General features: G+C 54.9%; 12 protein-coding genes. 3 read left to right on the top strand and 9 right to left on the bottom strand.

Annotation, left to right across the window (positions count from 1 at the left end; all coding sequences use genetic code 11):
* Positions 1-4: 4 nt before the first annotated feature.
* The 7 genes from VCA57_RS18790 to VCA57_RS18760 form a co-directional block, all read right to left on the bottom strand.
* Positions 5-1,153 (bottom strand): MalM family protein, encoded by a 1,149-nt coding sequence (locus VCA57_RS18790; protein WP_411186592.1) that lies wholly within the window; start codon positions 1,151-1,153, stop codon positions 5-7.
* Positions 1,154-1,162: 9 nt separating this feature from the next.
* A complete protein-coding gene (locus tag VCA57_RS18785; RefSeq protein ID WP_411186591.1) occupies positions 1,163-2,755 on the bottom strand; it encodes an outer membrane protein transport protein in 1,593 nt (530 codons plus the stop codon).
* 17 nt (positions 2,756-2,772) lie between these two features.
* Positions 2,773-3,777 carry a transporter gene (locus tag VCA57_RS18780; RefSeq protein WP_411186590.1) on the bottom strand — a complete coding sequence of 335 codons (1,005 nt, stop codon included), beginning with the start codon at positions 3,775-3,777 and terminating at the stop codon, positions 2,773-2,775.
* Positions 3,778-3,815: 38 nt separating this feature from the next.
* Positions 3,816-4,577 carry a C39 family peptidase gene (locus VCA57_RS18775; protein ID WP_411186589.1) on the bottom strand — a complete coding sequence of 254 codons (762 nt, stop codon included), beginning with the start codon at positions 4,575-4,577 and terminating at the stop codon, positions 3,816-3,818.
* 88 nt (positions 4,578-4,665) lie between these two features.
* Entirely contained in the window at positions 4,666-5,115 is a 450-nt protein-coding gene (locus VCA57_RS18770; RefSeq protein ID WP_411186588.1) for a DUF6160 family protein, read from the bottom strand.
* A gap of 247 nt (positions 5,116-5,362) precedes the next feature.
* Positions 5,363-8,086, bottom strand: coding sequence for a LuxR C-terminal-related transcriptional regulator (locus VCA57_RS18765; RefSeq protein ID WP_411186587.1), 2,724 nt, complete (start codon positions 8,084-8,086; stop codon positions 5,363-5,365).
* Entirely contained in the window at positions 8,083-10,797 is a 2,715-nt protein-coding gene (locus VCA57_RS18760) for a LuxR C-terminal-related transcriptional regulator (RefSeq protein ID WP_411186586.1), read from the bottom strand. The genes VCA57_RS18765 and VCA57_RS18760 overlap by 4 nt, the downstream gene beginning before the upstream one ends.
* Before the next feature lie 169 nt (positions 10,798-10,966).
* Here VCA57_RS18760 and pabB point away from each other — a divergent pair, with 169 nt between their 5' ends.
* A complete protein-coding gene (pabB, locus tag VCA57_RS18755; protein ID WP_411186585.1) occupies positions 10,967-12,316 on the top strand; it encodes an aminodeoxychorismate synthase component I in 1,350 nt (449 codons plus the stop codon).
* 79 nt (positions 12,317-12,395) lie between these two features.
* Here the strand turns inward: pabB and thrH are convergent, their stop codons facing one another.
* Positions 12,396-13,013, bottom strand: a complete 618-nt coding sequence (gene thrH, locus VCA57_RS18750; RefSeq protein WP_411186584.1) for a bifunctional phosphoserine phosphatase/homoserine phosphotransferase ThrH — start codon at positions 13,011-13,013, stop codon at positions 12,396-12,398.
* Between the two features lie 188 nt (positions 13,014-13,201).
* On the opposite strand from thrH, the gene VCA57_RS18745 reads away from it, so the two are divergent.
* Entirely contained in the window at positions 13,202-13,936 is a 735-nt protein-coding gene (locus VCA57_RS18745) for a phosphoadenylyl-sulfate reductase (protein ID WP_411186583.1), read from the top strand.
* A gap of 66 nt (positions 13,937-14,002) precedes the next feature.
* On the opposite strand, the gene VCA57_RS18740 is transcribed toward VCA57_RS18745, so the two are convergent.
* Positions 14,003-14,284 (bottom strand): GNAT family N-acetyltransferase, encoded by a 282-nt coding sequence (locus VCA57_RS18740; RefSeq protein WP_411186582.1) that lies wholly within the window; start codon positions 14,282-14,284, stop codon positions 14,003-14,005.
* A gap of 515 nt (positions 14,285-14,799) precedes the next feature.
* Between VCA57_RS18740 and oprI the strand changes: the two genes are divergently transcribed.
* Complete coding sequence (oprI, locus tag VCA57_RS18735) at positions 14,800-15,051, top strand: outer membrane lipoprotei OprI (RefSeq protein ID WP_090242095.1); 252 nt, start codon at positions 14,800-14,802, stop codon at positions 15,049-15,051.
* The last annotated feature ends 255 nt before the right edge of the window (positions 15,052-15,306 follow it).

The following is a 15,306-nucleotide window of genomic DNA, read 5'->3' as shown; positions in this document are numbered from 1 at the left end:
TACTTCAGCGCACAATTGCCAGTTCAAACGCCCCTTCGTCGCTATGCGCATGGCTCTGCATGCCGGCTTCGTCCAGCGCCAGCGCCTGCAAGGGCCGCTTGTACGGTTTGTTATCCAGAGTATTCAGGCTGCGATCCTCATCGGTGGTCAACAACAGCACGTAGCGCTCACCAACTGCTGCTCTGACCGGCACAGTGCCTTCAATAAAAGCGTAGCTGTACCAGGTTTCAGCATGCAGTTGATACACCGCGTCACTGACCAAACGTGTTGGCTGCTTGTCTTGATCAAGGAACAGCAAAGAGGGGTAGGCCACTTTTTTATTGGCAAAACTGCGAACGCGCAAACCGAAATCATATTTCGAACGCGGCAACTTCAAGGCAGCGTAATAGCTTTTGCCCATTGGGAAATCGAGACTGGGGGAAAAGCGATTTAGCTCCTCGTAGCGCGGTTCATCAGCACTCAGTGGGGTGAAATCATCTTCGTTCAGTTGGCCACAGCAACGCTCGACCAACTCCTGATAACGCCCACTAGCCTTCGCCTCTGTTCCGGCAAGCAAAGCCTGCATGGCGGCTGTCGGTTGTCCGTCCAGGCCTGGTAGCGCCTGCTGCTTACCCTCAAAGGTAATTTCCCGGCCCTGGGTTAGCGGGACACTTTGCAAGGCTGGTGCCGGCGGCTGACCACCTTTGGCAGGCACTGTGGAATTGCGCATGCGCCCCTGCTCATCGACCCACGTGAAATAGCGACCATCCTGCCCACTCTTGGCAAAATCACGCCCCTCGAGCACATCCGAGTTGATATAGGCGCTGGAGCGCTCGCCCGTTCCTAGCAGAACTTCATTACCACCAGCCTGAACTTGCTGACCGGCGTAAAAACTATTCTGCAGATTGCCACTGGCATCAACCCAGGTGAAATAACGCCGCTTGCTCTCACCATTGCTCTTGCTGCCTGGCCAGACGGAGGATGTCTCGTCGTGTAAACGCGCCTGATCGCTGCGCTGGATATTGCTCGCTGCAGCACGCTGGTGAACGGCATAATTTTCACCAACGAAGGTATTGTGCACCCGCCCCTCGTCATCAACCCACGTCAGATAACGACCAGCGGCAATGGCCTGCATGGTTACCAATAGCCCGAAGAGTAGCCATAGCGCGCGCATAGCAAAAACCTAAAAAGTAGTGCGATAGGTCAAGGCCATAACATAAGCTTTAACACTGGTTTTCACATCAAGATCGGCATAAGGGTTGTACACCATGCTGTCGATATCCGAGCAGTTGATATTACAACTGCTGCGCGCGGGGATGTTCTGCTTGCTAACCAGGTAATTGAAGCCAAGATCAATCACCGTGTCCTTATCCCACTGATAACCCAAGCCAAGCCCGTAAAGCTTGGCGTCGCCCAAAGGTGCCAAGACATCAGCTTTGTTACCTGGGATGGCCGAAGGCCGCGGCTCGTAGCCCATCCGCAGGCTCAAGCGATCATTAACCTGATATTCAACACCGATCGCCCAACTCCACACCGACTTATAACCTCGATCAAGGATAATACTGGTCGACGTGGCGTTTTCCGGCGAGAACAAGCTGGCGATGGTCAACACATCCAACTGACGATCAAACTCCAGCTCAAACTTGTCCCAAGCGGCATAGTCGGTCCACTTTACGTCCAGATTAATCTGTAACCGGTCATACGGTTTCAGCTTGATACCTGTCGCGAAGTGCGCGGGATAGGTCATGTTCAATGACACATTACCGCGCTCCTTCTGGAACAAGCCATCTGGGGTGATGGAGTTGAAGACTGCCCCAATAAACGAGCCATCCAGTCCCTGCCAAAAGCCTTGCCAGTCTTTGGAGTACTCAACCACATACTTACCTTTCAGGCGCATCTTGGCTTCGCTCTGATAGACCGCCCCAAGCGCAAACCAGTCATAAGGCTCCCAGAGAAAACCGACGTTCCAGGTCGGAGAAAGCGTTTGCTGCATGTCGACGTCGATATTGGCAATATCAGTGAATGGCCCAAGCTCACCACCACAGATATTCAGAAAAACCTCGAACGGATTACCATCAACCTCGCACAACGCATCCTGAGCGACCCCAACAAATCCGGTGAGAATTCCCGGTGCCCGGAAATCCTGGTTAAGCGCCATGGCCTGATGTGAGAAACCGACAGACAGGCCAACCGAAAGCTCATCATTAACCTGGTAGGCCACCGAGGGGGAGAAATAGGTCAGCCGCTGAATCACCAATTCTTTGCCCTGATAACGCCCTGGATCGTCATCGCCACGCGAGAACCCAAGCGCTTGTGGCGTGTACATATTGGTTGCAAAGGTCAGCTTTGAGCCCGGAGGGTTTATCGACAATCCAGCCAACGGGGCAAACAGTAAGGGCAATTCAGTGGCTCCCCCAACCCCAGGTAGGTACATCATAGCGGCCCCAGCCCGACTGGACGAATTGGCTACCGGGTCATTCTTCAAGCCGAGAAAGTTACTGCCGTAATCGGAAGGCGCATCAAAATCGGCCCGGATATCCATCATCCCAGCGATGAATTTCACCGTAGTTTGCCGCCCCTTGAGCTTGGTCAGGGCTGCCGGGTTGTAATGCACGGAGTCGATCCCGACAAAGTCTGCGGTCACCGCATTACCCAGAGCCATAGCCTTTGGGCTGCCAATAGTCAGGTTTTGTGACAGTTGCGCCTGAGCCAGCCCTGCGAAGAGCGTAGCGGCCCCACATAACGCCTGCGCAAGCAGCGAAATACGCATATTCATTGATTACACGCTCGCGTCTATTGGGCCTTCAGGCCTTTGATATCCAAAGGCATGGAGATGCCCAAGAGCACATCCGGCGAGTCCTCGGTCATGCCGAAGCCGGCATTGACGTTAACGATGTAATCCGGCGAGGTGCGTAAACCCAACGAGAAGTTCATAACGGCGCTAGTTTGACCACGCCCTTCAGCCTCACCATCAGCGAACGTGAAGGTAGGTTTCAACGAATGCGACATCTGGTAGGAAGTCGCCAGCGATACGTCATAAGACAAGGCGTAGGCAAAGCCCATGCTCAAAGAGAATGACGAGCCAGGGTCAACTTTCTCAAGGATGCGACCACCACGTACCTGACCAATACCGGTGATAGGCAGGTTGTAGGTGTAACCAAGCGAACCGAACAACACCACGGGGTCAATCACATATGAGAAGTTCGCCCCACCACCCAAGCTGTATGTGCCGCTGCCGGTAGACAGATCACTCTGCGAGTTGATGTCGTAAGGACTGTTACCTGTTGGTAGCCCCAGGGTTGCGTAGAGGGTTGTAACGGGTTTGCCGCGAACAGACGTCCATGGCTGCCAACGCAGACTGGCGGATATATCACCCAAGCTGTAGGCATTCAGATCACGCTCGGTATCGTATTTGGCGACCATAGGCAGACGCACGCTGAACGTCAGGTTGTCCCACACGCCATAGTCGAAGGTGAACGAGCTGGTAAAGGTATGCTGCGCCTCACTCTGCCCGACCACACTGAACACATTATTACCGGTACGCACCGTTTCAATAATCGTGTCGCGCAACAGGGAGTAGTCGAAACCATAGGTCAGCGTTCGCTCACCCTTTTTTAACAGGGTGTAGCTTTTCTCTGCGGCTTGAAAAACTTCCGCCAGTGCCTTAGCACTGTCAGCATCGTCGTCCTGCTTACTCAGGGCATCACGGGCCTGATCGACTGAAGCCGGATCGGCATAAACCTCTGCACTGGCAGCACCTGCCAGTATGGCCAGCCATACACAACACGACACTCTCATGGCACAGCCCCCTAATATTATTGTTATGCCGGGCATTCTTACTTGCGTCGGATATAGCGAATATCGCCCCCCGAACCCAGTTCCGTGGCCTGGTTATCGGTGAATTTAGTCATTTGTGGAAACTCACGAAACGCCAACAGGCTGACGGTACGATCATCAATAGTGCGTAAATCCTTCTCGCTCAAGGCAAGGGCATTGGGCGGCTCGTTACCATTGGGGAAAATTACGAAGACCACGTTTTGGTCCCAGATTTCCTCAAAGCGCGTGCGGGTAAAGCTGATATTGCCCAGCGCTGGATCAGCAACAAATACATGGTCGTTATAGACATCACGCACCACCACGAAGTGTTTGAACCCGGCGTACTCAATAGGCACGATGGCCGGATGCTCAAGCCCGTCAAGGTCGGCGAACACCGCACGAAAACCACCGCTTTTGTAACCCAGCGCAGTAACGAAGCGCTTCATATCGAGCAAAGAAAACCCACGCCGCTCAACAATCTTGTCGGCCTCACCAAAGCGCAATAAGCCCTCCATCACCTGGCGTTCTTGCAAGTTGCGACCGAGAAAATAGTCAAGTAAAGAGGTCAATGCAGCAGAACCGCAGCTGTAGTCATAGGCCTGGCGAATCACGTTACGAAACTGCAACTGGCTTAGCGGCTCAACCGTTACGCTCTCGCTCGCTGGGCCGTTCGGCAGCAAGTACTGATTGAAATGCACCGTACCCGGTGCAGGCGGCTTGGTATCCACCGCTTCGGTGAAGCCCCACACGCCGATCAGACTACCTAGCAGAATCTCGATCATTCGCCCACTGCACTCCAGTCCACCAAGAGAAAAGCCTTACCGGCCGAAACCGGTAAGACTCTTCAACACATGGAACAACTATGCGAACTTAGTGGCCCCAGACTTTGACCGTAGTACCAGCCATGTTCAGATCAGAGATTGCCAGGGCGCCGATGCTTGCGCCAGAGCCCATACGAATGGCCCCAACTTCCAACTCGCCAGTGATAGCCGGCAGGCTAATTTGCAATTGCTGAGTATCAACAGTCGAACCAGTAGGACCGATCGCAGTGGTCACTACGTCAACTTTGACCGGAGCATCATCGGCGATATTGAAACCAGTGAAGGTAATGTTTTCCAGATTCAGGGAGCCGCCACCGGTATCAGTATCGGTGTAGCTGATTTTGCCGATGCTGCCGTTGAAGCTACCGGAAATACTGATACCGTCCTGACCGGTTACGGTCGCCAGAGCAGAGTCATCCATGGCCTTGAGTTCGGCCTGAGCCATGAAAGGAACAGCCAGAACGGCGGCGGCCAGAGCCAGTTGCTTGAGGGTTTTCATTGTTATTTTCTCCACAGTTCACTTATGGGTTGTCCCCGGCAGGCTGCTCTGGACTCCTGTCCGTCTCAGCTACAGCGGCTCACGCCACTCACCAGGTCTGACACTGCTTCCCTATTCGCGTCAGGCTTGGAATCGTGAAGCTACATGCTTCTCGTCCTGGCACTTAAGTTACTGCTACTGCCCCTAGCTGCCAGCCCATCCAAGGGATGGAGCGCTAGCGCTCCTCCCGCTAAAACATCGCCCGGCATCAAACTTCGCTCAACAAGCCCAAACTCTTACCCTTCAACACTGCCTGAGTACGACTACGCACACCCAGCTTGGCGAACAAGTTGTGCAAGTGCCATTTGATGGTGGCCTCTGACAAATGCACCGCTTGGGCGATATCACGATTGGACAAACCCGCCGCAACAAATCGTAAAATCTCCCGCTCACGATGGCTAACATCTTGATTTTCATCAAATGTTTCCAAGTCTATCGACAACCGACGGCATTGTTCGCGCAGTTGTTCAGCCAGTCCCTGCCAGACGCCGGCACGCTTCGGCTCGGCCTTGTACCAGGCATCCCAAAGCGGCAACAACCACAGTGCATCGTCGAGGAACATGCGCCGATAGCCACTACTCCAGGCGTCCTCTAAGGTCTGTTTAAACAGGACAAAGGCCTTCTCGCTGTTACCTTTGCGCCAATACGCCACAGAAAGTAACAAGGCCAAGCGCAAGCGCCGATCACGCAAGTGTTCCGCCGTCTGTTTGGCCAGGCTGGCCTCAAGCATCGCTTGCGCCTTGTCAGCACGCCGCTCACTCAGCGCCAAACGTGCTTCAGAGAGCGCCAATACAGCTTCAGCACCGGCATAGCGCCCCGTGGGTAGAACAGATAAATGCAGCTGCAGTTGTAGACAGGTACGTTCAGCCTCGTTCGGGCGGCGCAACCACAACAAAAATTGCACCTTACAACTCATGCCGAGGGCATAAACCCGCTCATAACCAGGGCCATGCAACCCGCCCAGCCACTCATCCAGCTCAGACAGCGCCGACTCGCCTTCCCCGGCAAAAAAACGCGCCTTGGCCATAACCAACTTGCCGCGGCTAATCAATTCAACTGGCGTAGCTACATCACGCCAAGTCGAGGCAAGCGGCAACTCAGCAAGAATCGCTGCATGTCGGTCCTGCTCGTAGAGCAAGTCGGCATAAGCCAGCGCCAGCGGCCCACCGACCCGGCTACGCCGACCGAATACCTGTTCGACCCGCGCCCGTGCAGTTTCCGCCAATAGGCGACCACGCTCGGGCTGTCCCATTTCCTTACAGATCAGTGACTCAATCAGGCTAACCATTACATGTAAGTATTCGCTATTGGCCTGCTGCAGGTTGTCACGAGCCACAGCAATCGACTTGGCGGCCTCGCCAAACTCATCCAATAGCGCGTAGGCCGCCGCCTGAATGCAGGACAGGCTGGCACGGAAGATAGGCTGGTTATCCGGCACCAAGGCCAGCCAATGGCGCGCAACTTTCAGCGCCGCCTCCAGCTTGTCCTGGTACAACAGCACCAGCGCCTTGAGCACCTGGGCCATCGCCAGCAACATAGCCAGACCAAAGTGCATGGGCTTACCGCGCCCCTGCATCAGGTGCGTGCTGACTTCCTCAATTAACGCTTCAGCCTCAGCGTACTTCTGCTCGAATGCCAACTGCCAGGCATAGAAAATCTGAAACACGGGGTGTTCACGTATGACTTCGGCCGGCATCTCCTTGATCACAGCAAGAATGCCGTAAACCTGGTTGCTGGCAACCAGGCTCGCCCCCTGACGCTCCAGCAGCTCGGCGGCAAAACCGTAATCACGTGCGCGCAGGGCGTACTTGATTGATTTGTCCGCCAATTCATGGCTTTCACACCAGCGCGCCGCTGCATGCAGTAAATGCGTGGGGTCACCAGCCCGGCTTAATCGACTCTGCAGAAACTCAGCAAATAGGTGGTGATAGCGAAACCACTCGCCCTGCTCGTCCAAGCCGATGATGAACAGCTGCGCTGCCTGCAATCGCTGTAGCATCTGCGCGCCATCGCTGCGACCCGTCAGGGCATTACACAGTTCTGCATTGAACTCATCGAGCACCGATGTCTGATCAAGAAACTGCTGCTGCTCCTTAGGCAAATGATCCAGTACATCCTCAGACAGGTAATCGGCAATATTGCGCTCGGTACCAGACAGCTTCGCAAGGAAAACACTTCGCTCAGGATGCCGAGCCAGCGCCAGAGCCACAAGATGCAGAGCCGTCACCCAACCTTCGGTACGCCGGTGCAGCAAGTCCAGTTCGGCGGAGCTCAATTGCAGTTGCTTAAGCTCATGGAAATAGGCTTCCGTTTCACTACGGGTGAGGCGCAGCTCATCCGCATTGACCCATAACGCCCAAGGCACACTAACTGGCGTCTCGCCCAACAAGCGTGGCTGATAACGCGTGCTGGCAATAACTCGTACATTGCCCGGAAGTAGCTTGAGGAAGTTATTGAGCAATGGCACCAGGTCGACATGCTGCACACGGTGGAAGTCATCGAATATCAGGTAAAGATCGCCCTGCACTTTCCTCAGATCATCGACAAATGAATCCAACAGCGCCTCATTGGGAACGCTTAGATCATCACTCAGCAGACGTGAGGTCGTCGCGCCAAAGCCCGGTAACTGAGCCTCAATGGCTGCAATCAAGTAATGCAGCAAACGCTGTGGCTCACTATCGGCTTCATCGCAGGACAACCAGGCAACACTCGCCGCGTTTTCTAGCAAGCGCAGGCGGAACTGACTGAGCACCGTACTTTTGCCGAAGCCAGCAGGTGCACTGAGGAGGATCAGGCGCTGCTGGCGAGCACTGAACAAGCGATCCAGCAAAGCGGCGCGCGCCAACAAAGGGCGACCACTGGAGTCAGCAGGAAAAAGCTTGGTACGCAACAACGGCAACGTTCCCTGACGGGGAGATAATTGGCTATTCATAGGTCTAGAAGACTCAATTCTCGGGCACGCCGGATAGCTTGTGTGCGGTTACGCACCTTGAGTTTTTCGTAAATGTTATGCAGATGCCATTTAACCGTACCCAGTGCCAGTGCCAGCTGTTGGCCAATTTCATCATTCGACATACCTTTGGCAGCCAAACAGATTACTTCGCGCTCACGCTCGGTAAGCCCCTCTTCAAGCACTTCAAGCGATTGCCTGGCACTGCTGCCAGGCCAAATAGCCAACAAACTGCGGATAAACCCCTGCAACGCAGGCTGGCGCTCAGCAGCTTCCAATTGCTGAAGCAGCAGACGAATGGCCTCGCCCTCCTCGATAAAGATACTGCGCACGCCTTCGCGCTCAGCACCGATCAGGCACTGCACTAACAAGCTTTGCGCACGCTCCTGATAACCAAGGCGCTGGTAACTAAGCGCGGCCAGCAGGTCGAGCCGCAAACGCTGCAAGCCATGCCAGTTATCCAACAACATGCCGCGCAACTGGGTAATTTCATGCAGGGCTTCACTGTAGTGCCCGCGCGCTTGCTGCAAACGAATACGCGTCAGGCCGCGCACCCACAGCACAGGGTTGAAGCGCATGTGCTGGTATTGCTCCGCGAGCTTATTCCAGTCGACCGTTTTCAGGCGCTGTTCGGCGCGTTTAAGCCGATCCGCCGCTGGCTCCTGAAGAATCTGTACCACTTCATCGGCCACCGCCTGGGCATAGAACCGCCAGGACTGGTTGCGCGCCGCCAGGTTTTGCATCAGCACCAAGCTGGCATAGGCATCCTTGGGGTTGTCCTGCATGCGCTGCACATGAGCCATGCACAGCATGCCCTGGGCATAGAAATCAATCGGGTTGATCACATCGACCGTGGCCAGCGCCCAGCGCAAACGCTCCTCGATACCGTCAAGGCGGCCCTGGCTGTAGGCGATTAGGGCCTCGGTAATGGTGGGTAGCGCCAGAGCTCGAGATCTGTCGGAAAACCAGGGAATAACGCGCGCGCGCAACTCAGCAAACAACAGCTCAGCCTGACGGATCTGCCCTTGCTCGAGGCTCAACATCACCTCAACGTTCGCCAGCTGCATGCCTAGATAGCGCCCCTCCAGAAAGTGGTTGCGCTGCTGAGCCAGGGCCAGCAAGCGCTTGGCCTGATCAGGCTGACCGATCATCACATTGGCTAAGGCACCAACGATAAGCATCGCCACTTCAAGAAAAGCCGTATGCTGCCCCAGCTGCACCTCGACCCGACGCGCCAAAGCGATACAGGTCTGTAGGTCATCCTTTTGCAGCGCGATAACCGACTTGATCGCTAAAGTAGCCAACAGCTTGTCACTCAGCGGCCCGCCAGCTTTCGCCTCGCCCCAGCGCTCAAGCAACTCTTCGAGCATCCGATTGGCTTCCACCAGGCCAAGCTCAGCCGCACGGTTCCAGACATCAGCCAGCACCAGCATAGGAAAGCGTTCAACAATCTCGTCTGGCACATGCTGACGCCATTTATAGATCAGGTTGAGCTGACCACGGTTAATCAATTCCAGGCCGCAGCCATCCACCAGTGCCGCGAGCATTTCCGGGTCTTCAGCCAAACATGCATGCTCGATTGCCAAGTTTTGCATATGGTGGTTGGTGAACCACAGACTCGCATTGAAATGCAGTTGCTTGAAGCGCTCGGGGTCGCGCTCTTTCAGACGAGCACGCAGAAACTCAGCAAACAGGTTATGAAAGCGGTACCACTGACGCTCACGGTCCAGCGGCAAGAGGAACATCTGCATGGCTTCCAGTTCCTCCAGCAGCTGCTGGCCATCATGTCGCCCGCTCAGGGTATTGGCCAAGTCACCACTGAGTTGCTGAGCAACCCCTAGCGCAAGTAGCAGGTCCTGCTTATCCGCTGGCAACTGCTCAAACACGCTGCGCAACAAATAACGCCCCACCGCTGCCTGATCGGTACCCATATCAGCAATTTTTGCAGCAGCCTGAGGCTGATGACGTAACCATAAGCTGGCCAGGTGCACACCAACCATCCAGCCTTCGGTTTGGTGATACAACGAGGAAAATGCCACAGCACCAAGTTGCAAACCGCACCGCTGCAAATAATCGCGAGCTTCCGCCTTGCTCAAGCGCAACTCCTGCTCGCCGATCTCCACCAACAGCCCCTTGGCGCGAAGGGTGGCCAAATTAAGCGCCGGCTGCGAACGGCTGCCAATCGCCAGGGTAAATCCTCCGGGGGCAAATTTGATCAAACGATTGAGTGCACCAAGCAGCTCGGAGTCCTGAATCAGGTGCAGGTCATCGAGCACCAGCAATACGGAGGTTTGCAGCTGCGACAGTTCCACCAACAGGCTCTCCATTACAGCGGAGACAGGCACTCGCATGGTGTTCTGCAAATAGGCTAAAGCTTCATTGCCAAAGCCCGGTAGCACGTTGGCCAACGCTTCGATCAGTTGCAACAGAAAACGTGAAGGCTCATCGTCGCTGGCACCGAGCGACAGCCACACAACAACCTGGCCGCTTTGCTCGCGAGCATGAGCCAAGGCGATCAAAGCACTGGTTTTACCAAAACCAGCGGGGGCAGCCAAAAGCAGCACGCGGGCATGGGGGTTGGCGCTAAAAGCAGACTCAAGCTGCGGCCTGGCCAGATAATCCGCCGAAACTTGGGGCAGCACCCGTTTTGCGCGTAGAAGGCTTCCGGCAACAGGCCCGATTACGTCATCCATAGCCTTGACCCCGTAGAAGTAGTAATTATTGTTTTATGCGTTACATCTAACATCCGGGTACCCACCCATACTAATCAGCCCAAACATCCCAAGCAAACCCATGCCTCAGCCCTAGGATGAATGTTGGCGACGCTCTACAATCGGCATCCGCGCACCTTGAAAGTGTCATATGTCTACTTGTTTTGTACAGGCGCTGCCCTACTACGCAGACCCCTCGCGCTACTTCAGTAGCGTCATGCATGCCCCTGGCGCCGTTCTGCTGGACGCAGGTCGGCCGACCGCGCAGCGTGGACGCTATGACCTTATCAGCGCTTGGCCATTGGCAGAGCTGGCACCGATGCCTGACGAAACGGCCAACGCATTCCTGCAACGCTTGCGCCAGAGCCTCAGCGGCTTAGGTGAGGCCAAAGCGCCTGAAGATAATCCGCTGCCGTTTATCGGTGGGCTGATTGGCTACCTAAGTTATGACTTCGGCCGCCGGCTAGAGCAGCTCCCTACCCACGCAGCCGATGACCTCGACCTAACGGACGCTCGCTTTGGCCTATACGCCTGGGCACTGATTACCGATCATCAGCAGCAGCGCACTCAGTTGGTATTTCACCCGCACCTTGAGGTTGCCGAACGCCAACGCTTGAGCACGCTGTTCAGCACGCTGACAGTACCTGCAGTGCAGCCATTCAAACTGCTGAAACGTTTTACCTCAGACATCACTGAAGCCGAGTACCAGCAATGCTTCGCGCGGATTCAGGCCTATATCCAGGCTGGTGACTGCTATCAAGTGAATTTCGCCCAGCGTTTTCGGGCGAGCTATCAGGGTTCGCCGTGGACCGCCTACCAGGCACTGCGCGCCGCCTGCCCGACACCCTTCGCGGGTTATCAGGCGCTAGCGGACGGCGGCGCAATCATGAGCCTCTCGCCGGAGCGTTTCTTGCGTATCAGTGAAGGTCAAGTGGAGACCCGCCCGATCAAGGGCACCCGCCCACGCCATGGCGATCCAAAGCAGGATCTGGCCCAGGCCGCTGCTTTACTGGACAGCCCCAAGGATCGCGCGGAAAACTTGATGATTGTCGACCTGCTACGCAATGATCTCGGCCGCAGCTGTACGGTCGGCTCAGTAAGCGTGCCAGAGCTCTTTGCCCTGGAAAGCTACCCCAACGTGCATCACCTGGTCAGTGCCGTTACCGGTGAGCTGGCGGCCGACAAAGATGCTCTGGACCTAATCGCTGGAAGCTTCCCTGGCGGCTCTATTACTGGCGCACCGAAAATTCGCGCCATGCAGATCATCGACGAGTTGGAGCCAACCCGCCGAGCATTGTATTGCGGCTCGCTGCTGTACCTGGATGTACGCGGCGAGATGGACAGCTCAATTGCCATCCGCAGCCTGTTAGCCAAAGACGGGCAGATCAGTTGCTGGGGCGGCGGCGGCATCGTCGCGGACTCCAATGGCCAAGCCGAATACCAAGAGTCCATCACCAAGGTCAAAGTGCTGCTTGAAACACTTGAGCAGTTCTGTGACTGACACAACGCCTGCAGCAAGCGGTAGTCGATGCACTGCACAGAAAAAAGCCCGCGAGTGCGGGCTTTTCATGCCTGGATGATTACAAGCTCAGCTGGCGATTAGACGCTTTGAGGAACTCACGTTTGAGGTCTTCATAGGTGTGCACGGCCGGGAACTGCGGGAACTCACGAATCACATTGTCTGGCGCATGGAACAGGATGCCCGCATGGGCTTCGCTAAGCATGGTGGTGTCGTTATACGAATCACCCGCAGCAATTACCCTGTAGTAGAGGCTTTTAAAAGCCAGTACCGACTGACGCTTGGGATCTTTCTGACGCAGTTGGTAATCCACCACCCGGTCCGTCTCATCAGTAATCAGCTTGTGACACAGCAACGTGGGGAAACCCAACTGACGCATCAACGGCTGGGAAAACTCGTAAAAGGTATCCGAGAGAATCACCACCTGAAAGCGCTCACGCAGCCAATCGACGAATTCCACCGCGCCCTCCAACGGCTTGAGCGTAGCGATCACTTCCTGAATATCAGACAGCTTCAAGCCGTGCTCGTCGAGAATGCGCAGACGTTGCTTCATCAGCACGTCATAGTCAGGAATGTCCCGGGTGGTCGCTTTTAGCGATTCGATGCCGGTTTTTTCCGCAAAGGCGATCCAGATTTCCGGGACCAATACGCCTTCCAGGTCGAGACAAGCGATTTCCACAGGACACTCCTAACTTGGATTTATTTGAGAAGGCGGCACTCTAGCGGCTCCCCCAAGGCTCTGCAATGCAGAGCCTTATATTCAAATGAGAGGTCTACAAGGCACTTGGTTATTTAGCCGCATAACCAGCGTTTGCTACCATCGCCACACAAGACGCCCAGCGTCACCATAACTAGGAATTTAGCCTGATGAGCCACCCCTTCGACGCCGCCGAACTGGCGGCGAGCTATGCAAACAAGTCACCGCAGGACATTCTCAAACTCGCGTTCGAGCATTTTGGCGATGAGCTATGGCTGTCCTTCAGCGGCGCGGAAGATGTGGTGCTGGTCGATATGGCCTGGAAGCTCAACAAAAACGTCAAAGTTTTCAGCCTCGACACCGGCCGCTTGCACCCAGAGACCTATCGTTTTATCGATCAGGTGCGTGAGCACTACGGCATCAGCATTGACATTCTTTCGCCCGAGGCCGCCTCACTAGAGCCCTTCGTCAAAGACAAAGGCCTGTTCAGCTTCTACAAGGATGGTCACGGCGAATGCTGTGGCATCCGCAAAACCGCCCCACTGCGTCGCAAGCTCGCCACAGTAAAAGCCTGGGCCACCGGTCAGCGCCGCGATCAGAGCCCTGGCACCCGCAGCCAGGTTGCAGTAGTCGAACTCGACGCGGCCTTCTCTACAGCTGAGAACCCACTGTACAAATTCAACCCCTTGGCACAAATGAGCAGTGAAGATGTCTGGACCTATATCCGCATGCTCGAGCTGCCCTATAACAGCCTGCATGAACGCGGCTTTATCAGCATCGGCTGTGAACCTTGCACCCGCCCGGTATTGCCCAACCAGCACGAACGCGAAGGACGCTGGTGGTGGGAAGAAGCCACTCAAAAAGAGTGTGGCCTGCATGCTGGCAACCTGATTGCCAAGATCTGATTAAAACGCATTGCGTAAAACCAAAAGGCCAGTCGATGACTGGCCTTTTGGTTTTACCGATTCCGCTCAGGTCTTATCCACCGGTCGCTGGTGACGAACCATGTAACGCTCAACATAAGAGCACGATGGAATCACGGTGTAACCCAAGCGCTCGGCATACTGCAGCGCATGCTCGGTCAAGGCGGCAGCAATACCGCGCCCGCGCAAAGAGTTGGGTACAAAAGTCCGATAGATATCCAGAGTCTGCTTGCCCAGATCCATATAAGCCAGGTACGCCCGATCACCATCCACAGTGGTCTCGAATTGATGACCTACCAGGTCATGGTGAATGGACAATGCCTCGCTCATCGCAACTCCTCTATTAACCCACGCAACCCGCTTTTTGCTTCTACAGCAACCGGGTCATCAGCATCTCGTACCTATCATGATGTAGGTAATTTCCACGAGCTTATCAGGCCAAAACCTGCGAGGTCACGTGAATCAATGACTTAGATCATGCATCAATGCGCGCCGATCACCATAACGATCAGTTGGCGCCTCTGCCAGAAAGCTATTAGCTCTACTCTAAGTGACCATGCAGCAAAGAATACCGAAGTTACTTTCCTAGCATTTTCAACAACGGCAACAGCGACAAGGCGCTCGTACGTTCAGCACAAAAAAATCACCACGCCTCGCAGACTGATTATTTTTTAATCAAAAAATCGCAAACAGCTTACCAAGTAGGCAATACACAGAAAAAAACCTCTGCACCTTGCCTTACCTCCGTTTACTTACTACAGGTTACAGGTAGTATGTACGCCGGCCAATTTCCTATAACTAGGAAATTGCTTTTATGGAAAACCTCCACCTCATAGGGGAACACGATGAACAACGTTCTGAAATTCTCTGCTCTGGCATTGGCCGCAGTTCTGGCTACCGGTTGCAGCAGCATGTCCAAAGAAACTGAAGCTCGCCTGACTGCAACTGAAGATGCAGCTGCTCGCGCTCAAGCCCGTGCTGACGAAGCCTACCGCAAGGCTGACGACGCTATGGCTGCTGCTCAGAAGGCTCAGCAAACTGCTGACGAAGCCAATGAGCGCGCTCTGCGTATGCTGGAAAAAGCCAGCCGCAAGTAATAGCTCACAAGGCTAGGAAAAGCCGCCCCAGTTTCTGGGGCGGCTTTTTTATTGCCCGAAATTCAAACCAAAGCTAGCCCCCTAATCGGATCCAGAAAACTCTGAGTGAATATATCGTGCTTTCCAATCAGCAAAATCATGACCATGATCCAAGAATGACTGATGGTGGTATCAGCTCTACACCCCCCCACAAGTGACGCGCTAAGTTCGGTTGCATAAGCCGCTTCATTGATCAATCGGCTGCGTGAACTAGCG

Origin of the sequence: Pseudomonas sp. (assembly GCF_046581935.1) — a bacterium.
In the GTDB taxonomy this organism is placed as follows: domain Bacteria; phylum Pseudomonadota; class Gammaproteobacteria; order Pseudomonadales; family Pseudomonadaceae; genus Aquipseudomonas.
The sequence above is the reverse complement of the archived record's forward strand: the minus strand, read 5'-3'. Positions and strand labels throughout refer to the sequence as shown.